We start from the raw sequence: 19,356 nt of genomic DNA on the forward strand, positions 1-19,356 counted from the left end.
CACGCGTTCCGGGGGTTGATTCTCCCGTCTCGGGCGGCCTGCGCCCGCCCGGGGCGATACCTGAGCGACCGCCGGGCGACACCCGATCAACCACCGGACGGCACCAGAACGACCGCCGGACGACACACCCCAGCAACCACCGGACGACACCCCGGCAACCGCCGAGCGGCACCCGAACGACCGTGGACGCCGAGCGACCTCCGCGGCCGATCGGCAGCCGAGCGGCGCCCGGGACTCAGCCGGGGTAGAAGGGGCGGGCCTCGGGGCCCTGCGGGAAGTCGTGCGGGCGCCACACCTCGCCGATGTCGTTGGCGGTCCACAGGCCGATCGAGTCGGCCACCACCACCGCGCGGCTGGGCGCCGCGGTCACCGCGTGCACCGGCGGGGTGAGGTTCGAGCTGTTGAACTTGTCCATCCGCAGCCCGTCCACCGGCACCCTGGCCACCGGCAGCGCGGTGGTCGAGGTGGCGACCACCAACGTGTCCTGGGTGGCCCAGTCGACGTCGACCACACCGGTCAGCCGGCTCGGCTGCAGGATCCGCGGCGAGCGCAGGTTCACCGAGTCGGGGGTGCGGATCACCGACGCCACCACCAGCTGCCCGCCGGCGACCACCGCCGCGCGGGTGCCGTCCCGGGACAGCCGCAGCGCGGTGATCGTCCCCAGCGCGGTGACCTCGGTGGCGCTCACCGTCTGCGACACCCACCCCCCGGCCGGTGTCCGCAGCACCCGCACCACCTGGCCACCGTCCCGCACGGTCCACACCTCACCGGACGGCGTGCCGGCACCCGCCGACGGCCGCCAGCTCGGCCGGGTCAGCGAGTCGCCGGTCAGGTCCACCGACACGGCCTCCCGACCGAGGTCCCCGATCCGCAACCGGGCCCTGCCGTCCACCCGCTCGACGATCGCCAGCTGCTGCCCGTCGATCGACTGCGCCGCGGTCTCCACCGGGTACACCCCGGCGCCGGCCGGACCGTGGATCGGCGTTCCGTCGGCCAGCGACCGGATCCGGCCACTGACGCTGACCAGCCCGGGCAGGTCGGAACTGGGCACGGTGAGCGCGTCGTAGGCGGGCAGGTCGCTCGGCCGCCACTCGGGCTGCCCGCTCACCAGCGACGTGCCGTCGGAGAGCAACCGGATCCGGCTGCTCGTCACCGGCTGCAGCGACCGCACGATCTGCGCCGCGATGAGCTCCTTGTCCTCCTTGCTCCGGCCCTGCACACCCTTCAACGGCACCACCAGCGCGCCGTCGGCCACCACGGTGACGTTGCCTTCGGTCCGCACGTCGTCACCGAGCGGGTTGCGCACCGCGCCGGCGAGCCCCTGCGAAGGGCCGGACAGCAGCAGGTCCACCACCCGATCCGGCAGCCCGGACTGCGGCCGCTTCGGCACGTACCGCAGATCGGGCACGAGCGTGACCGGCTCCGGCGCCACGAAGTACAGCGGCACCCGCAGGTAGTTCTCGCCGAAGTCGCTCTCGGTGACCACCACGTTGGTCGGCGGGTCGACGATGCGCCACTGCCCGTCGGCCTGCCGGCGCACCCGGAACTGCTGCTGGAACACGTCCCGGGTGGGGATGAACGCGCTGTCCTGCCCGAGCCGGCCCACCTGCACCCCGCGCAGCACCACGACCTGCTCGTTCGGGTCCGCCGGCTGCTCCTCGCCGACGGCGTACACGGTGTCGAACTTGTCCTCGATCACGGTGACGCCCTTGGCCGGCCGCCACATCTTGCGCGCGTCGCTGTCCAGGTACACCCGGGCGGTGGCGTAGTCGTTGGTCGACCGGGCACTGGCCCGCACGAAGTCACGGACCAGGGTGAGCACGTCGAGGTCCTTGGCCGGCTCCGGGATGTCCGGCGCCATCTGCCCGAGCCGCTCCCCGGTGACGACCTCGGGCTGCGACTCGGCCGGCACCGTGGCGCAGCCCGTGACGAGCGTGAGCCCCGCGAGCACGGCCAGTACCGCGCGCATTCCTCGGGCTCCGGCGCGACTCACCCGACCTCCTCGTGTTCGACCTGGGGTTCCGGTGCGCCCGGCCCGACGGGTGTCTCGGGCTCCACCCACCGGCCGGGACCCTCGGGCGCGGGTGGCGGCGGGTCCGGCGGCAGCCCGACCGGGCTCTCCCCGATCGGCTCGCCCTGCCGGCACGGCAGGGTCAACCGGAAGCACGCGCCGCGGTCCGGCTCGCCCCACGCCTCCAGCATGCCACCGTGCAGCCGGGCGTCCTCGTGGCTGATCGCCAGCCCCAGCCCGGTGCCGCCGGTGCGCCGGTTCCGGGAGGGGTCGGCTCGCCAGAACCGGTTGAACACCAGCTCGGCCTCGCCCTGGCGCAGGCCGACACCGTAGTCGCGGACGGCCATCGCCACCGCGGTGTCGTTGGCCGCCACGACCAGCCGGACCGGCTCGCCCTCGCTGTGGTCGACGGCGTTGGCCAGCAGGTTGCGCAGGATCCGCTCCACCCTGCGGGCGTCGACCTCGGCGGTCACCTGCTCGTCGGGCAGCTCGACCTCGATCGTGCTGCCCGCGGTGCCGGCGATCACCCGCACCTGCTCGACGGCCCGCTCGGCGACCGGTCGCACGTCGATCACCTCGGCGGCCAGCTCCTCGACGCCGGCGTCCAGCCGGCTGATTTCCAGCAGGTCGCCGAGCAGGGCCTCGAACCGGTCCAGCTCGTCCACCAGCAGCTCGGTCGACCGGGCGAGGCCGGCCGGGAACTGCTCGCGCGAGGCGTGCAGCACGTCGGCCGCCATCCGCACGGTGGTCAGCGGCGTGCGCAGCTCGTGCGAGACGTCCGAGGTGAACCGGCGCTGCAGCTGGCCGAACTCCTCCAACTGGCGGATCTGCCGCTGGATGCTCGCGGCCATCTCGTTGTACGACACGGCCAGCTTCGACAGGTCGTCCTCGCCGAGGACGGTGAGCCGCTGGTCGAGGTCGCCGCCGGCGAAGCGCTCGGCGGCGGCGGCCGCCTGCCGCACCGGCCGCACGACCTGCCGGGTGACCAGGTTGGTGATGCCGGCCAGCAGCAGCAACAGCACCAGGCCACCGACCAGCAGCGTGTTCTGCACGGTGGTGACCGTGTTCTGCTCGGTGGACAGCGGGAAGAGCAGGTACAGCTGCACCGGCCGGATGGTGTTCACCGGCGCGCCGACGATGAGGTAGGTGTCCCGCGCGTGCTCGGGGCCGACGGTGTGGATCTGCCACGCGGTCTGCCCCGCCTCGACGAACTTGCGCAGCGGCGGCGGCACGTGCTGGTACGGACCGGCGTGGATGGTGTCCTCGGTCGGCCGGTCCGGGCCGCCGGCGGCGAGCACCGGCTCGAACGCGCCGGCCGCGGACGCACCGAGATCCTGCGAGGCGACCGAGCTGCTGGTGATCGTCTTGAGCGCGTTCTTGAGCTTGTCCTCGAGCGCGTTCGGGTCGGCGTCGATGCTCGCCAACTCCCGCTCGCCGATGCCGACCACGGCCCGGGTCTGCGCCACCGCGGCCCGCTGCTTGGTGTCCAGCAGCCGGTCGGTGATCTGGTTCTGCAGCACCATGCCGAGCACGAACACCACCGCCGAGGACAGCGCCAGCGTCGACACGGTGACCCGGAACTGCAGCGAGGTCCGCCACGCCTCGCCGAACACGACGGCGCGCTGCCGACAGAAGGTGGCCACACGCTGGGCGAGCTCGACCACGCGTGGACCCAGCGCGGCCAGGCGTCGCCTCATCCTCGGCCCGCCCTCCCGGCGTCGACGGGGTCGGCGACGGTCACGGTGGACCCGCTTTGTACCCCACGCCGCGCACGGTGAGCACCACCTCGGGATGCTCGGGGTCCTTCTCGACCTTGGACCGCAGCCGCTGGACGTGCACGTTCACCAGCCGGGTGTCGGCCGCGTGCCGGTAGCCCCACACCTGCTCCAGCAGCACCTCGCGGGTGAACACCTGCCGGGGCTTGCGGGCCAGCGCCACCAGGAGGTCGAACTCCAGCGGGGTGAGCGGGATGGACTTGCCGTCCCGGGTGACCTCGTGGCCGGGCACGTCGATGGTGAGGTCGCCGATGGACAGCGTCTCGGCGGGCTCGGACTCGGTGCGCCGCAGCCGGGCCCTGACCCTGGCCACCAGCTCCTTCGGTTTGAACGGCTTGACCACGTAGTCGTCGGCACCCGACTCGAGGCCGAGCACGATGTCCACGGTGTCGCTCTTCGCCGTGAGCATGACGATCGGCACGCCGGACTCGGCGCGGATGGCCTTGCAGACGTCGATCCCGTTCATCCCGGGCAGCATCAGGTCGAGCAGCACCAGGTCGGGCTTGAGCTCACGCAGCGCGGGCAACGCCCGGGAGCCGTCCGCCACCACCGCGGTGTCGAACCCCTCCCCACGCAGCACGATGGTGAGCATCTCCGCCAGAGCAGGGTCGTCGTCGACGACCAGCACACGTGCCTTCATGACCACATATTCGCATTGTGCGCACGTCCGGCGCGCACGACCCGGTCATACACCGCCCTGGACTCGCCCGGTTGGCGCAGTCCCGCGGGTGCTCAGCCCAGCCGGGCGGCCAGCGCGACGGGGTCGACGTCGGCCACGCCGTCCACCGCGTGCCACGGCGCCACCCACTGCCGCTGGGCCAGCTCGTCGTACACCTTGGCGCAGCGCACCTGCAGGTCGGTGTCGGACTCGAAGGCGTCCTTCCGGCGGTCGGTGTCGGCGACCGCGCGGCGGTCGGCCCTGGCGGCGGCGACCTCCGGCGGCACGCGGAGCAGGAGGTGGGCGTCGGGCACCGGGAGACCGAAGCGGTCCAGCTCCAACGCCCGCACCCAGGCCACGACCGGCCCGTCGGCGTCCTGGTGCAGCCGGGCGGCCTGGTAGGCGGCGTTGGAGGCCACGTACCGGTCGAGCAGCACCACGTCGTGCTCGCGCAGGCCGGCGCGGATCTCGTCGGCCGCGGCCCTGCGGTCCAGCGCGTAGAGCAGGCCCATGCCGTACACCGAGGCGGCGAGGTCGCCGTGCTCGCCGTGCAGCGCCTCCCGGACGAGGTCGGCGTAGACGCTGCGGCCGTAGCGCGGGAACGCCAGCCGAGTCACCCGCGCACCGCCGGCCTCCAGCGCCGCGGTCAACGCGGCGGCCAGGGTGTGCTTGCCGGCGCCGTCCAGGCCCTCGATCACCACCAGTCGCCCCACGCCGCCCACCCTACGGGGCGCTCGGCGGCGTGGCCTCGATGGTCACGTACCCCGCTCCGGCGCCGGTCGGGGTCCCGCTGGCGAACGGTCGGAGGCCCCCTGGCGAACCCCGTCGCGGGAGCGAAACCCCCACCTCGTAACCCACCGCACCCTGGGGGCCATCCCCGAGTCCAGTCTATCGCTGGGCAGGAGGCCGTGGAGGCGTTGCGGGAAGATGTGGACAACGTCGGGTGCTCGGGCGGCGCGAGCGGTCGAGTCGGGCCGGGTTTCACCCGGACGTGGAGGCGGGAGCCGCTGGCCCACCGACCGCCCGGTACCGCCGCTCAGTACCGGTAGTGCTCGGACTTGAAGGGGCCCTCCACGTCGACGTCGATGTACTCGGCCTGCTCCTTGGTCAGCTTGGTGAGCTCGCCGCCGAGGGCCTCGAGGTGGATGCGGGCCACCTTCTCGTCGAGCTTCTTCGGCAGCCGGTACACCTCCTTGTCGTACTCCTCGTGCTTGGTGAACAGCTCGATCTGGGCGATGACCTGGTTGGAGAAGCTGTTCGACATCACGAACGACGGGTGCCCGGTGGCGTTGCCGAGGTTCAGCAGGCGCCCCTCGGAGAGCACGATGATCGAGTGCCCGTCCGGGAACACCCATTCGTCGACCTGTGGCTTGATGGTGATCCGCCGGACTCCGGGGTACCGGGCGAGCCCGGCCATGTCGATCTCGTTGTCGAAGTGCCCGATGTTGCCGACGATCGTCTGGTGCTTCATCCGGGCCATGTGGTCGACCATCACCACGTCCTTGTTCCCGGTCGTGGTGATCACGATGTCCGCCTCGGGCAGGGCCGACTCCAGCGTCTTGACCTGGTAGCCGTCCATCATCGCCTGCAGCGCGCAGATCGGGTCGATCTCGGCGATGATCACCCTGGCGCCCTGGCCGCGCAGCGACTCCGCCGCGCCCTTGCCCACGTCGCCGTAGCCGCACACCACCGCGCACTTGCCGCCGATCAGCACGTCGGTGCCCCGGTTGATGCCGTCGATCAGCGAGTGCCGGATGCCGTACCGGTTGTCGAACTTCGACTTGGTCACCGAGTCGTTGACGTTGATCGCCGGGAACAGCAGCTCACCGGCGGCGGCCAGCTGGTACAGCCGCAGCACGCCGGTGGTGGTCTCCTCGGTGACGCCACGGATGCCCGCACCGATCCGGGTCCACTTGCCGGCGTCGGCGGCCAGCGACTCGCGCAGCAGGCCGAGCACGACCTTCCACTCGTCGGGGTCGTCGTCGGCGGGGTCGGGCACCACGCCGGCCTTCTCGTACTGCGTGCCCTTGTGCACCAGCAGCGTCGCGTCGCCACCGTCGTCGAGGATCATGTTCGGGCCAGCAACGCCACCGTCGTCCCAGGTGAGCATCCGCTCGGTGCACCACCAGTACTCCTCCAGCGTCTCGCCCTTCCAGGCGAACACCGGGACACCCCGCGGTTTCTCCGGGGTGCCGTTCGGCCCGACCACCACGGCCGCCGCGGCGTGGTCCTGGGTGGAGAAGATGTTGCACGAGCACCAGCGGACCTCGGCGCCGAGCGCCACCAGCGTCTCGATCAGCACCGCGGTCTGCACGGTCATGTGCAGCGAGCCCGAGATCCGTGCCCCACGCAGCGGATAGACCTCCGCGTACTCCCGGCGCAACGCCATCAACCCGGGCATCTCGTGCTCGGCCAGCCGGATCTCCTTCCGGCCGAACTCGGCCGCCTCCAGGTCGGCCACCGCGAACTCGACACCGTTGCGGGTCTCGTGGCGTTTGGCAACGCTTTCGGGGGTCATCAGGCATTTCCTCCCAGACTCGACGTCACCCAAACAGTACCGTTGTCCGCTCGATCCCCGTTCGAGACAGTGAGCGCGCCGACACTGGTGGCCCACGGCAACCGAAAGGAGCGCCAGCGGTGCCGATCCCGGGACCCGACACCCGCGTCGTGGAGTTGCGCGTCCCGGGCCTGGCCGGCACCAGCGGCGAGGCGCTGCTGGACTCGGCCGGCACCGTGGACGTCGCCGGTGACGGCGTCGGGCGGATCATCCGACCCGCCGACCGGCTGCGCCGCCCGGCGCCGGGACCGGTGCTGCAGGCCCTCGGCCGGGCCCTGCCCCGCACGCTGGAGGGCTACCTCTGGAGCGGGATGACCGGCGGGGTCGGCAAGGCCGCGTGGGCGCTGCTGTTCCCGTTCTCGCTGGCCAACGTGGCGTTCTGGATGCTGCCGCCGGTGCCCGCGCCGGCCACCCTCCGCGGCAGGACCGCCGCGGTGGTGGGCGAGGCGTGCCGGCTGCTGCTCCGGGTCGCCGGCCTGCTGCTGACGATGCTGCTGGTCAGCCAGCTCGCGGTGGTGAGCCTGGACCTGCTGGCCGGCCAGTGCCTCGCCAGGACGTCCGGCTGCCTCGACGTCGCGCCGCCGCAGCTGCGGGAGCTGGAGCCGGTGCGCACCGCGGTCGGGGTGCTGCCACTGCTGGCGCTGGTGCTCGTGCTGCACCGGGCCTCGGGCACCAGGTGGGCGGTGACGGTCGACGAGGGCGCCCCGCGGCCCGGGCCCGCGCTTCCGGGCGACGAGCTGCGCGCCGCGCGGGGCATCCCGCTGCTGCGCTGCGTGCACACCGTCGCCGCGCTGGGCACCCTCGCGCTGATGCTGCTCGGCGGGCCGGCGCACCCACCGGCCGCGATGGTCGGCAGGGTCGCCTGGGCCGTCGCGCTGGTCCTGGTCGGGCTGTCGGTGCTGGCCGCGGCCGTCTGCCTGGAGCGACTGTTCGGCCGGGTGGCCCGCGCGCTGCTGCTCGCCGTGGCGGTGGCGCTCGTGCTGGTCGCGGCCGTGCTCGCCACCCCGCTGCCGACCGCGTTGCCGGGCACCGACGGCACCGTGGAGGGCGTCGGCGCCGCGCTGGTTCTGGTGTGCGTGCTGTTCGCCGTGCTGCTGGTGCCCGCGGCGCTGCTGGCCCGGCCGGCGTGGCGGTCCCTGCCGCACCGACTGCGGCCGTGGGCCGGCGGATGGCTCGCCGCCCCCGTGCTGCTCCTGGCCGCGCTGCTCGGTGGCGGGTTCGGCGCCGGGCTCGCGGTGGCGTTGCGGCACCTGGTCGGCGGGCCGGACATCCGGCTACCACAGAGCTACGCGCTGATCATGGTGCTCTGGGGCGCGGGGCTGGTGCTGGCCGTGGTGCTCGGCGCGATCGGGTTCGCCGTCGCCGTGCCGCTGCGCCGGCGCCGCCGCGGCATCCCCGAGGTGGTGCGGATGCTGCAGACCGGCGAGCGGGAGCGGCGGGAGGCGGCCACCGCGTGGGCACGGGCGAGCTGGGAGCGCAAGTACCTGCACCGCGTCGTGCTCGCCGTGGCGCTGGCGATGGCCGCCGGCGCGGGGGTGCTGCTGCTGGTGCGGCTCGGGGTCGGCACGGTGCCGTCCTGGCTGGACCCGCTGTACGGGGTGGGGGTCGCGGCGCTCGGCGGTCTCGCCGCGGGGCTGCTGCGCGTGGTGTACACCGCGGCGACCAGCCCTGAGCGCGACCGGCACCTGGGCGCCTTCGCCGACCTGGTGTCGTTCTGGCCGCGCGCCGCGCACCCGGTGGTGCCGCCGTCGTACGCGCTGAAGGTGATGCCGGAGCTGGCCGCGCGGGCCCGCGAGCACCTCGCCGACCCGCACACCCGGGTGGTGCTCGCCGGGTACCACATCGGCGGCCTGCTCGCGGTGATCGCGGCCGGCCGGCTGGTGGCCGACCTCCCGCCGGCGGACCGGGAGCGGGTCGGGGTGGTCACCGCGGGCGCACCGCTGCAGTGGGGCTACCAGCGGGCGTTCCCCGCGGTGCTGCCGCCCGAGACGCTGGCCGCGGTGTACGGCTCGCTCGCCGGCCGTTGGCGCGGGCTGTGCCGGGGTACCGACACGTTCGGCGGCGGGGCGACCACCTGGCGGCACCAGGTGGTCGCCGGCCGGCTGCTCGGCATCGGGTACCTGCCGGACGGGCACGTCGGCCCGCTGGCCCCGGCCTCCCGGTCGCCGACCGGCGCGCTGGTGCTCGGCGGCGACCACTGGCTGCCCGACCCGATGCGCGGGCCGGTGGTCGGCCGGCGCTGGGTGGCCGGGGTGCGCGAGAACGCGGACTACGTGGTCGACCCGGAGTGGGACCGCGCGGTGGCGATGGCCGCCGGGCTGGAGCAACCCGGCCGGGTGCCCCGCCCGGTGGCGGAGCAGGTCCCCCTGTTCGGCGACATCTGCCTGGGAGACCCGCCCCGCCAGGAAGGCGACTCGTCAGGCCTGGCCGCGGCGGAGGCGCAGCAGGACGAGAACGGTGGCGCCGCCCAGCACCAGTAGGGCGCCGACCCAGATCAGCCAGCCGCTGTCGAAGCCGGTGGAGGCCAGGTTGTCGGTGTCCTCCACGGCGACGGCCGCCGGGGTGGTCGTCGTGGTGGCGCCGGCCGGCGGCGTGGACGTGGTCGTGCTCGACGATGGGGCGCTGCTCGAGGTCTCCCCCGGCGTCGACGGCTCGGTCGGCGGGGTGGCCGTCGCGCTGGTCGGCGGCGTGGTGCTGGTGTCCGGTGTGGTGGTGGCGCAGACGAACCAGTGGCTGATCGCCGGGATCTTGCCACCCTTGTTCAGCGGAGCCCGCAGCTCCGTCCACGGCGGAGTCTCCGGCAGGCCGCGCTCACCCGGCTCGTACACGTTGTAGGCGTCGCCGCCCTTCACCACGATGCCGGTGACGGTGACGCCGTCGGGCACGGCGGTGATGTCGAGGAAACGGTTCTCCTCACCGTGGAGGGTGGACTCCGGCAGCTCCACCGGCTGCCCGGCGAGCCCGGCGCGCTCGCACGCGTCCTTCTGGCCGCCGTCGACGTTGCCCTCGTGCCGGGTCGCGCGGTCGTCCTCGGTGAACGTCGCGTGCGCCGTTCCCGCGGTGGGAAGCAGGACCGCGAGGGCGAGCGGCAGGGCGGCGAGGACGGTCCGCGCGGATCTCCGGGCAAGGCTCATGGGGACACTCCTGGATGGAACGTGGGTTTCGGGGGATGCCGAGGCCCGTGGCGTACCGGCCGTGGAGCGAACCACAACGGACAGTGCCACCAGCGGGCGAACGGGCGCCTGGAACCTACCCCATCAGGGGGAGCTGGTGACACTGTCCGTTGATCAGTAACAGATTCGAGGCCCGGCGGTGACCCGGTCGAGCCCGGGGGCCGGCTCGACCGGGTCCACTCCGGAGGGTCAGTTCAGCCGGTCCGGCGTCTCCTTCGAATCGCCCTCGACCACCGGCGGCGCTGTCTCGGTGACGCCGTCCCGCTGGCGCTTCCCGAGCAGCGCGTGCCGCCGGCCGTAGGCGAAGTAGAGGATCACGCCGAGCGCCATCCAAGCCAGGAACCGCAGCCAGGTGAGCACGGTCAGGTTGATCATCAGCCAGGCGCACGCGGCGATCGCCAGGATCGGCACGAGCGGCACCAGCGGCACCCGGAACCCGCGCCGCAGGTCCGGCCGCTTCCGGCGGAGCATCAGCACGCCGGCGGAGACCAGGATGAACGCGAACAGGGTGCCGACGTTCACCATCTCCTCGAGCCTGCCGGCGTCGAAGAAGGTGGCCGCGACGGCGACGACGACGGCGACCAGGACGTTGACCCGCACGGGAGTGCCGTGCTTGCCGGTCTTCGCCAGCGGGCGGGGCAGCAGCCCGTCCCGGGACATCGCGAAGAGCACCCGCTGCTGGCCGAGCAGCAGCACCATGACCACGGTGGTCAGCCCGGCCAGCGCACCGATCGAGATGACGTTGGCCGCCCAGTCCACCCCGTGGAAGGAGAACGCGGTGGCCAACGTCTTGCGGCCCTCCGGCTCGGCGTCGGTGGCCAGTTGCTGGTACGGGACCATGCCGGCGACCACCAGCGCGGTCGCGACGTAGAGCACGGTGACGATGGCCAGCGAGCCGAGGATCCCGCGGGGCACGTTGCGCTGCGGGTTGCGGGTCTCCTCGGCGGTGGTGGCGACGATGTCGAAGCCGATGAACGCGAAGAACACGATCGAGGCGCCGGCCAGCAGGCCGAAGCCGCCGTACACGCTGCCCTCGCTGCCGAAGATCGCCGACAGCAGCGACTGCTCCAGCCCGCCACCGGCCTCGGCGCCCTCCGCGGCCGGCGGGACGAACGGCGTGTAGTTGTCCGGGTTGATGTAGGCGATGCCCAACACGATCACGAGCAACACGATGACCACCTTGATCGCGGTGATCACCAGGCTGAACCGCGAGGACAGCTTGGTGCCCATGGTGAGGATCGTGGCCAGCACGACCACCAGCAGCAGCGAGCCCCAGTCCACGGTGACGCCGAGGATCTCCGCGCTGGTGGCGATGTCCTCGCCGAACACGTACCGCAGCACGGTCTGCAGGTAGACCGACCATCCCTTGGCGACGGCCGCGGCGGCGACGGAGAACTCGAGGATCAGGTCCCAGCCGATGATCCAGGCGAGGAACTCGCCGAACGTGGCGTAGGAGTAGGTGTAGGCGCTACCGGCCACCGGCACCGTCGAGGCGAACTCCGCGTAGCACAGCGCGGCCAGCGCGCACGCGACGCCGGCGAAGACGAACGCCAGCGCGACGGACGGCCCGGACAGGTCGCCGGCGACCCGCGCGGTGAGGGTGAAGATCCCCGCACCGATCATGACGGCGACACCGAAGACGGCCAGGTCCCACGCGCTCAGGTTCCTGCGTAGCTTGGTGTCCGGCTCGTCGGTGTCCGCTATGGACTGTTCGACCGATTTCGTGCGCCACAAACCCGTTCCGGGCAACGTCGACCTCCTCGGGTGACCTGGATCTCAGGGCCGCCGGCCACCCTAGCGGTAGTCACGACGGAAGCCCACCCGGCCGGGTGAATCATTCCCGGGCCAGTGATTCCCGGTAGAGGTCGGGCTCCAGGTACATCAGCCGCGCGGCCGGCACCTTCGCCCGCACCCGGCTCTCGGCGGCGTCGATGGCGCGGGCGATCTCCGCGGTGGCCAGCCCGGGGGCCAGCTCGAGCTTGGCGGCCACCAGCAGCTCGTCGGGGCCGATGTACTGGGTGCGAATGTGAATGACCCTGCGCACGTCGTCCTTGGCGGCGAGCTCGTCGACGATGGTGCGCAGCTCCTGCTCGCCGGAGCCCTCGCCGATCAGCAGGCTCTTCATCTCGATGATCAGCACGATGGCGATGACCCCGAGCAGCACGCCGATCATGACCGTGCCCACGCCGTCCCAGATCGGGTCGCCGGTGAGCACCGCCAGGCCGACGCCGATCAGCGCGAACACCAGGCCGAACAGCGCGCCGGCGTCCTCCAGCAGCACGACCGGCAGCTCGGGCGACTTGGACTGGCGGACGAAGCCCCACCAGGTGGCGTCACCCTTGACCAGCCGGGATTCCCGGATGGCGGTGCGGAAGCTGAACGTCTCCAGGACGATCGCGACCACCAGGATGATCACCGCGACGATCGGGGTGGTGAGTGACTCCGGGTGCTGGATCTTGTGGATGCCCTCGTAGAGCGCGAACACCGAGCCGAGGGTGAACAGCAGCAACGCGACGACGAACGCGTAGAAGTAGCGGTCGCGCCCGTAGCCGAAGGGGTGCTCGCGGGTGGCCTCGCGCTTGGCGGTCTTCTGGCCGAGCAGGAGCAGGCCCTGGTTGGACGTGTCGGCGACCGAGTGCACCGACTCGGCCAGCATCGACGACGACCCGGTGATCAGGAAGCCGACGAACTTGGCCACCGCGATCCCCGCGTTGGCCAGCAGGGCCGCCATGATCGCCTTGGTTCCACCACTCGCCGCCACGCCGTCCCCCACCTGAAGTTCGGGCGCCCGTGCCGCCGAGCGCCGGTTTGCCGCAATGGTCGCGTGCAGCTTAGAGGTCTCCACCTCAGCGCCATCAAGGCCATCAAGGCCACCATCATCGCACTCGACGCCAGCAAGGTGGCCTTCATGGCGTTCCCGCCACCCAGGCCCCTTGATGCGCGCACCGGCGGCACGCGGGCCGGAGCCGGGCGGGTCAGGAGCGGCGGCGGGGCCGTCGGCCGCGGCTCGGGTTGCCACCGCGGCTGGAGCGGCGCCGGGTGCCGGGCGGAGCGGGCGTGGCCGGGGACGCCGGCCCGGTCCAGTGCTCGGGGCGGGTCAGCGCGGCGGGGATCGTGGTGGCCGCGTCACCGCGGGCGGCGGCGAGCTGCGGCTGGGTGAGGAACAGCGCGCCGGCCAGCCGCGTGCCCCGCAGGTCGGCCGCCCGCAGGTCCGCGCCGAGGAGGTCGGCCCCGCGCAGGTCCGCGCCGCGCAGGTCGGCACCGAGCAGATAGGCGCCCCGCAACCCGGCGTCCCGCAGGTCCGCGCCCCGCAGCCGGGCGCCCACCAGGTCGGCGCCGGTGTGGTCGGGACCGCCGGCGGAGCGCACGGCGGCGCTCACCCTGGCCAGCAGCGGGCCCACCTGTCGCCGACGCGCGGCCGGGTCGACCTCGGCCAGCTCGGCGGGCGACGCCGCGACCAGCCGCTCGGTCTCCGCGCGAACGGCTCGCAGCTCGTCGGCCAACGCGCCGTCCCCGACCAGGTCCAACGCCTCGTCCAGGTACCAGAGCAGCTCGTGCAGCTGCCGCTGCACGCCGAACACCCGGAACATCTCCCCGGCCACCGCGGGGTCGTCCCGCCAGCTCCGGCCGCCGAAGGTCACCTGGGTGACGTGCTGCCCCGCCCCGAAGCAGTCGAACACCGCGCAGCCGGGGAAGCCACGCTCGCGCAGGCCGTCGTGCACGCCGCAGCGGAAGTCGGCGAGCAGGTTCGGGCACGGCCGCCCGGCCGGCTTGTCGATCGCGAAGTCGGCCGACGCCGCGAACGTCGGCGCCACGCAGCACAGCGCGGCGCAGCGGGCACAGTCCGCCCGCAACCGGGACCGCTCGGGCACGACCGCTACCGGCTCACTGTGTCGAATCGTTCGCTCGCACGCTCGCTCACACCCCCTCCTCGCTGACGCTCGTCAGCGGCGTTCGCCGGGCTGCTGCGTTGAATCGTTCGCTCGCACGCTCGCTCACGCCGGGCGTGGCGCGGAACAGGCAGGCCGGCTCGCCGCCCGCGGGACACACCCGCACCGCGGGGTCGGCCGCGGCCAGCCACATCGACTCGCCCCGACGCAGCACGAGCTCGCGGCCGTCCTCCGCGCACACCAGCAGCTCGCCCGCGGTGCACAACAGGATCTGCGGCCCGGCGCAGCTCAGGGTGAGCTCGTCCCGCTCGCCCGCGGCCCACTCGGCGCGGGACAGCTCGAACTCGGGCGCGTCGGTGCGGTACACGGCCATCCGCCCCTCGGCGTGCCCACGCAGCACCGGCATGTCGCCGCAGGCGAAGTTCACCACGCGCAGCAGCTCGGGCACGTCGACGTGCTTCGGGGTGAGCCCGCAACGCAGGATGTTGTCCGAGTTGGCGAGGATCTCCACCGCGGTGCCGTGCAGGTAGAGGTGCAGGTTGCCGGCCGGGAGGTAGATCGCCTCCCCGGCGTGCAGGGTCAGCCGGTTCAGCAGCAGCGCCGCCAGCACCCCGGCGTCGCGCGGGTGCGTCTCGCCCAGCTCCAGCACCGTGCGGCACTCGAGGTCGAACTCACCGCGGTCCTTGACGTGCCGCACGCACGCCTCCAGCACCTCCGGCAGCAGCTCGTCCAGCGCGGGCTGCGGCAGGGTGATCCAGGTGGTGAACAGCGCCCGCATGCCGTCGGGGTCGGGCTGCCCGGCGAGCAGCTCGGTGTACTTGGTCAGCCCCGGCGTCTCCACCGCCCGCAGCAGCTTCACCGTACGGTCCGGGTCGCGGAACCCGGCCAGCGCGTGGAACTCGGTGAGCGCGCAGACCAGCTCGGGCTTGGCCGTCGGGTCGGGGTAGTTCCGGTTGGGCGCGTCCCGCGGGATGCCGGCGGCCTCCTCCCGCGCGTATCCCTCCGCCGCCTGCTCGGCCGAGGGGTGCGCCTGCATCGACAGCGGCTCCTCGGCGGCCAGGATCTTCAGCAGGAACGGCAGCCGGTCACCCCACCGCCGCGCGCACCGGTCGCCGAGCTGGCCGACCGGGTCGGCGGTGACCAGGTCGAGCAGGCTGCGCTCCACCCCGTCGGCGCCCACCACCCTGGACGGGTCACCCGGGTGGGCGCCCATCCACAGCTCCGCCTCCGGGTGCGGCGCCGGGACCGGTCGCCCGAGCAGCTCCGGAATGGTGGTGCGGGACCCCCACGCGTACGGCCGCACGGCGTTGCGCAGTAGCTCCACGTCTCACCTCATACCCTTCGCCGGACGCCTTGCCCGCCCGGCACCTCGTTGCCGACGCCTCACGCCGTGGCGGACGTGAACCGGCCGGCTCCCCCGATGGTCCCCGCGGCCAGGCCGAGGTACACGGCGGCCAGCTCGCAGCGCAGCGCGAGGACCGCGGCGCGACCGACCTCGTCCGCGTCGATCTCCTCCGCCGGGGCGACCACGTCGGCGCCCGGCAGCAGCTCCTCGGCCCGGTACCGGGCGGCGTCAGCGGCCGAGCCGGCGCGCACGGCGAGCAGCAGCACCCGCGGCGGGAACCCGCCCCCGGCGGGCTGGTCCTCCGGGTCGGCGAAGATGTCGCGCTCGCCGCCGGCGGTCATCGCCGCGTGCAGCAGCGCGGACCGGGCCATGGCCTGGCGGTGGTCGGCGGCGTCGCAGACTCGCCCGGCGTGGGCGGCGAAGGCGTGGGCCGCGTGCTCGGCCACCGCGGTGGCGAGCGGATCCAGCCCCCACAGCAGTGGGGTGCGCTCGGCCAGCCGCAGCGCCAGCGACTTCGCCGGGTTGGTGAACGACTCGTGCCCGGGGTGGCAGCGTTCGGCCTCGCCGTCGAGGTGGTCGGCCAGCGCCTCGACGTCGGCGACCAGCAGGCCCAGCGCGTTCGCGGTGAGCAGCCCGGCGGCCAGCGCGCGGGGGAACGTCAGCTCGGGCGGCACCGGCACCCGCGGCGCGAGCAGCAGTCCGCGGCCCGCCACCGCGGAGGCGATCGGACCGTCCGGCGGGGCGGAGAGGACCACGGTGGCGCCGTAGCGGGCGGCCCGCTCCAGGGAGGTGGCGAGCTCGTGGTCGCCCCCGTCGTCGGTATGCGCCAGTACCACGTCCAGCGCCCCGATCCAGCTCGGCACCACGTCGGACAGGACCAGCGGCACCGGGCACGCGGGGCCGAGCAGGGCGGCCAGCAGATGCAACGCGCCCCGGCTGACCCCGGGCCGGGACACCAGCACCATCGCCCGCGGCCGGCCCAGGTCGAGCCGGTCGACGAGCTCGACCTCGGCGGCGGTCTCGGCGGTGGCCCGGACCTGGGCGCCGGCCATCGCGGCCGCGCGCAGCGTGCCCGCCACGTCCGCCTCGGCCAGCCGCACCGGGTCGTCGAGCAGGGAGTCGTCAAGCACCATCGCCACGGGGACCATCCCGCTGTGCCTCGGGCTCCGTTGGGCCACCCTCCGCCTCGTCCAGGAGCAACACCGGGATCCCGTCACGGACCGGGAACACCCGACCGCACGAGGTGCAGGTGAGCGCGTCGGCCTGGGGGTCACTCGGGGTCCCGACGCGCAGGGGCGCGTGGTCCTCGGAAGGACACGCGAGGATCTCCAGCAACTGCTCGTCGAGAGTGACAGCCATCGTTCCTCCATACCATCCCGGGGCACGGGATAAACTGCCCGTTACTGCCATGCAACCGAGGTGATCCCCGGTGCCGCGGGCGGCTCGGCCGACTCACCCACGCACGATCGCCAGCACCTCGTCGGCCAGCGCCGTCACCCGCGCCTCCGTCGGCGCCTCGATGTTCAACCGGAGCAGCGGCTCGGTGTTGGACGGCCGCAGGTTGAACCAGCCCGCCTCATCGAGGTCGACGGTGAGGCCGTCCAGCTCGTCGATCACCACCCCGCTGCGCCCCGCGAAGGCGTCCTTCACGGCGAGCATGCGGGCGACCTGGTCGTCCACCGTCGAGTTGATCTCGCCGGACGCGGCGTACCGGGTGAACTCGGCGGTCAGGTCCGACAGGGTGCCGTCGTGCTCGCCCAGCGCGGCGAGCACGTGCAATGCGGCAAGCATACCGGTGTCGGCCCGCCAGAAGTCCCGGAAGTAGTAGTGCGCGGAGTGCTCGCCGCCGAAGATGGCGCCGGTCTCGGCCATCTTCTCCTTGATGAACGAGTGGCCGACGCGGGTGCGCACCGGCTTCCCGCCGTGCTCGGCCACGATCTCCGGCACGGCCTTCGACGTGATCAGGTTGTGGATGATCGTGCCGCCGGGCTCCTTGCGCAGCTCGCGCACGGCGACCAGCGCGGTGACCGCGCTCGGCGGCACCGGGTCGCCGTTCTCGTCGACCACGAAGCAGCGGTCGGCGTCGCCGTCGAAGGCCAGCCCGGCGTCGGCGCCGACCTCGCGCACCTTGGCCTGCACGTCCACCAGGTTGGCCGGGTCGAGCGGGTTGGCCTCGTGATTGGGGAAGTTGCCGTCCAGCTCGAAGTACAGCGGCACGATCTCGATCGGGAGTCGCTCGAAGACCTTCGGCACGGTGTGCCCGCCCATGCCGTTGCCGGCGTCGACGACGACCTTCAGCGGCCGGCTGGCCGAGAGGTCCACCAGCTCGCGCAGGTAGGCCGCGTAGTCGGCGAGCACGTCCCGCTCGGTGACCGTGCCGGGCTGGCCGGCGAACGGCGGCACGCCCTGCTCCACGGTGTCCCGGATCTCGGCGAGCCCGGAGTCCTGCCCGACGGGCGCGGCGCCGGAGCGGCACAGCTTGATGCCGTTGTACTTCGCCGGGTTGTGGCTGGCGGTGAACATCGCGCCCGGCATGTTCAGCGACCCGGACGCGAAGTAGAGCATGTCCGTGCTGGCCAGGCCGATCGACACCACGTCGAGACCCTGCGAGGTGACGCCATCGGCGAACGCGCGGGCCAGCCCCGGGGAGGACTCGCGCATGTCGTGACCGACCACCACCGACGGCGAGTCCGGCTTGATCAGCAGCGCGAACGCCGCCCCGAAGTCCCGGACGACGTCGGCGTCGAGCTGCTCACCGACGACCCCGCGAATGTCGTAGGCCTTCACGATCCCCGACAGGTCCGACACGCCCGCTCCCCGCACTGTCTCGTTGGTGGCTTTCCATCCGACGCGGGGAAGCCTACCGGCGGACGGTGCTCAGGTGCGGCCGGGCAGCACGCGCAGGTGACCGCGGCGGCCCGAGGGCGCCTCCGGCTCCGCCTGCGTGGCGGGGCGGTCCGGCCGGCCGGCCTCGCGGACCGCCTCGGCCAGCGCGGTGAGCTCGTCGCTGGACGGCTCGGGCGCGGCGAACCCGCCCTCGTGGCGCACGACCTCCCAGCCCTTCGGGGCGGTGAGGCGCAGCGCGTGCTCCTCGCACAGGTCGTAGGAGTGTGGTTCCGACGCCGTAGCCAGTGGCCCGACCACAGCGGTCGAATCGCTGTAGGCGTAGGTCAGCGTGGCAACGGCGGGCTCGAGGCAACCCGTCCGCGAACACTTCCTTACGCTCGGCACGGTTGATCACGATAGCCGGTCCGGCGCCGCGGGTGGCGCAGGCGCACCGATAACACACCGACTCGCACCGTGCCACGCGGCGGGGTTGCTCCGCCCGGCCCAGTGGGCACCCGCGAGGGCGCCAGCGTGGGTACGGCGTGGGCACGCACCGCCCCCGGCGCCGGTGGGCGCACCCCGCGTACCCTTTCCGTTCGTGGCGATGGCTCGTGGATCCCGGCGGCGGTACCGGTTGCGGCGCGACCGGCACGGCCGCGGGCTGCGCGGACCGCTGTACCCAGCGTCGCTGCCCGCCGCGGCGAGCCGGGCCGAGCGGTTCGACGCGCTCGTGCTGGACGCCCTGGAGCCGATCGAGGCGCGCTGGCGGCACGAGTTGACGAAGCTGGACGTCGCGGTGGACGACGTGCCCGAGGTGCGCAGGGGCGACGCGGCCGCGGAGGGCGTGCTGCACGACGGGGCGGTGCCGCTGTCCCGGCTGGTGCCGGCGGGGGTGGACCGGGCGGGCCTGCCCACCCGCGCGCGGATCGTGCTGTACCGGCGGCCGCTGGAGGCCAGGGCCAAGGACGCCGCCGAGCTGGCCGAGCTGGTGCACGACGTGCTGGTCGAGCAGGTCGCCGGCTACCTCGGCGTCGACCCGGACATCATCGAGGGCGGCTGAGCAGGGCTGACTAGGACCAGGCAGGGACTGGGCGGGAAACGGAGCTCGCCGAGGTCGCGCT

The 19,356-nt window shown here is 73.3% G+C and carries 15 protein-coding genes and 1 pseudogene; 2 read left to right on the top strand and 14 right to left on the bottom strand.

The features are described from left to right. Positions 1-235: 235 nt before the first annotated feature. The 5 genes from BM051_RS06360 to ahcY all read right to left on the bottom strand — a co-directional run bounded on the left by BM051_RS06360 (position 236) and on the right by ahcY (position 6,962). Complete coding sequence (locus BM051_RS06360) at positions 236-1,969, bottom strand: LpqB family beta-propeller domain-containing protein (protein ID WP_092529089.1); 1,734 nt, start codon at positions 1,967-1,969, stop codon at positions 236-238. Between the two features lie 20 nt (positions 1,970-1,989). After that, the gene (gene mtrB / locus BM051_RS06365; protein ID WP_092529091.1) at positions 1,990-3,708 is read right to left on the bottom strand and encodes an MtrAB system histidine kinase MtrB; all 1,719 of its coding nucleotides are present in this window, start codon (positions 3,706-3,708) and stop codon (positions 1,990-1,992) included. 40 nt (positions 3,709-3,748) lie between these two features. Next, entirely contained in the window at positions 3,749-4,426 is a 678-nt protein-coding gene (gene mtrA, locus BM051_RS06370; protein WP_092529093.1) for an MtrAB system response regulator MtrA, read from the bottom strand. Between the two features lie 92 nt (positions 4,427-4,518). Continuing rightward, positions 4,519-5,157, bottom strand: a complete 639-nt coding sequence (locus tag BM051_RS06375; protein ID WP_092529625.1) for a dTMP kinase — start codon at positions 5,155-5,157, stop codon at positions 4,519-4,521. A 323-nt stretch (positions 5,158-5,480) separates the two neighbouring features. Then, on the bottom strand, positions 5,481-6,962 hold the full coding sequence (gene ahcY, locus BM051_RS06380; protein ID WP_092529095.1) for an adenosylhomocysteinase: 1,482 nt from the start codon (positions 6,960-6,962) through the stop codon (positions 5,481-5,483). A 119-nt stretch (positions 6,963-7,081) separates the two neighbouring features. Here ahcY and BM051_RS06385 point away from each other — a divergent pair, with 119 nt between their 5' ends. Next, positions 7,082-9,481 (top strand): hypothetical protein, encoded by a 2,400-nt coding sequence (locus BM051_RS06385; protein WP_243859191.1) that lies wholly within the window; start codon positions 7,082-7,084, stop codon positions 9,479-9,481. On the opposite strand, the gene BM051_RS06390 is transcribed toward BM051_RS06385, so the two are convergent. From BM051_RS06390 to BM051_RS06430, 9 genes and pseudogenes are all read right to left on the bottom strand, one after another. After that, positions 9,419-10,135, bottom strand: coding sequence for an LPXTG cell wall anchor domain-containing protein (locus BM051_RS06390; RefSeq protein WP_092529097.1), 717 nt, complete (start codon positions 10,133-10,135; stop codon positions 9,419-9,421). The genes BM051_RS06385 and BM051_RS06390 overlap by 63 nt on opposite strands. 228 nt (positions 10,136-10,363) lie before the next feature. Next, the gene (locus tag BM051_RS06395; RefSeq protein WP_092529099.1) at positions 10,364-11,923 is read right to left on the bottom strand and encodes an amino acid permease; all 1,560 of its coding nucleotides are present in this window, start codon (positions 11,921-11,923) and stop codon (positions 10,364-10,366) included. A gap of 85 nt (positions 11,924-12,008) precedes the next feature. Beyond that, positions 12,009-12,935 carry a cation diffusion facilitator family transporter gene (locus tag BM051_RS06400; protein ID WP_092529626.1) on the bottom strand — a complete coding sequence of 309 codons (927 nt, stop codon included), beginning with the start codon at positions 12,933-12,935 and terminating at the stop codon, positions 12,009-12,011. Between the two features lie 214 nt (positions 12,936-13,149). Beyond that, positions 13,150-14,046, bottom strand: coding sequence for a pentapeptide repeat-containing protein (locus BM051_RS06405; RefSeq protein ID WP_092529101.1), 897 nt, complete (start codon positions 14,044-14,046; stop codon positions 13,150-13,152). Positions 14,047-14,164: 118 nt separating this feature from the next. Further along, positions 14,165-15,388 (bottom strand): annotated as a pseudogene (manA, locus tag BM051_RS06410) (mannose-6-phosphate isomerase, class I); the annotation flags it as partial. 59 nt (positions 15,389-15,447) lie between these two features. Then, entirely contained in the window at positions 15,448-16,542 is a 1,095-nt protein-coding gene (locus BM051_RS06415; RefSeq protein ID WP_166677577.1) for an SIS domain-containing protein, read from the bottom strand. Continuing rightward, positions 16,532-16,768: a Trm112 family protein gene (locus BM051_RS06420; RefSeq protein ID WP_092529105.1), complete on the bottom strand. Its 237-nt coding sequence runs from the start codon at positions 16,766-16,768 to the stop codon at positions 16,532-16,534. The genes BM051_RS06415 and BM051_RS06420 overlap by 11 nt, the downstream gene beginning before the upstream one ends. A gap of 93 nt (positions 16,769-16,861) precedes the next feature. Further along, positions 16,862-18,217, bottom strand: a complete 1,356-nt coding sequence (locus tag BM051_RS06425; protein ID WP_092529107.1) for a phosphomannomutase/phosphoglucomutase — start codon at positions 18,215-18,217, stop codon at positions 16,862-16,864. 69 nt (positions 18,218-18,286) lie between these two features. Then, positions 18,287-18,640, bottom strand: coding sequence for a DUF3499 domain-containing protein (locus BM051_RS06430; RefSeq protein WP_092529109.1), 354 nt, complete (start codon positions 18,638-18,640; stop codon positions 18,287-18,289). 199 nt (positions 18,641-18,839) lie between these two features. Here BM051_RS06430 and BM051_RS06435 point away from each other — a divergent pair, with 199 nt between their 5' ends. Further along, positions 18,840-19,295: a metallopeptidase family protein gene (locus BM051_RS06435; protein ID WP_092529111.1), complete on the top strand. Its 456-nt coding sequence runs from the start codon at positions 18,840-18,842 to the stop codon at positions 19,293-19,295. Positions 19,296-19,356: the final 61 nt, after the last annotated feature.

The organism is Amycolatopsis arida, from assembly GCF_900115565.1.
Classification (GTDB): Bacteria; Actinomycetota; Actinomycetes; order Mycobacteriales; family Pseudonocardiaceae; genus Yuhushiella; species Yuhushiella arida.

What these genes read in the sequence shown, in the direction of transcription:
- BM051_RS06360 (WP_092529089.1), bottom strand. Translation starts at nt 1,969, where the DNA reads ATGCGCGCGGTACTGGCCGTGCTCGCGGGGCTCACGCTCGTCACGGGC.
- mtrB (WP_092529091.1), bottom strand. Translation starts at nt 3,708, where the DNA reads ATGAGGCGACGCCTGGCCGCGCTGGGTCCACGCGTGGTCGAGCTCGCC.
- mtrA (WP_092529093.1), bottom strand. Translation starts at nt 4,426, where the DNA reads ATGAAGGCACGTGTGCTGGTCGTCGACGACGACCCTGCTCTGGCGGAG.
- ahcY (WP_092529095.1), bottom strand. Translation starts at nt 6,962, where the DNA reads ATGACCCCCGAAAGCGTTGCCAAACGCCACGAGACCCGCAACGGTGTC.
- BM051_RS06390 (WP_092529097.1), bottom strand. Translation starts at nt 10,135, where the DNA reads ATGAGCCTTGCCCGGAGATCCGCGCGGACCGTCCTCGCCGCCCTGCCG.
- BM051_RS06415 (WP_166677577.1), bottom strand. Translation starts at nt 16,542, where the DNA reads ATGGTGCTTGACGACTCCCTGCTCGACGACCCGGTGCGGCTGGCCGAG.
- BM051_RS06420 (WP_092529105.1), bottom strand. Translation starts at nt 16,768, where the DNA reads ATGGCTGTCACTCTCGACGAGCAGTTGCTGGAGATCCTCGCGTGTCCT.
- BM051_RS06435 (WP_092529111.1), top strand. Translation starts at nt 18,840, where the DNA reads ATGGCTCGTGGATCCCGGCGGCGGTACCGGTTGCGGCGCGACCGGCAC.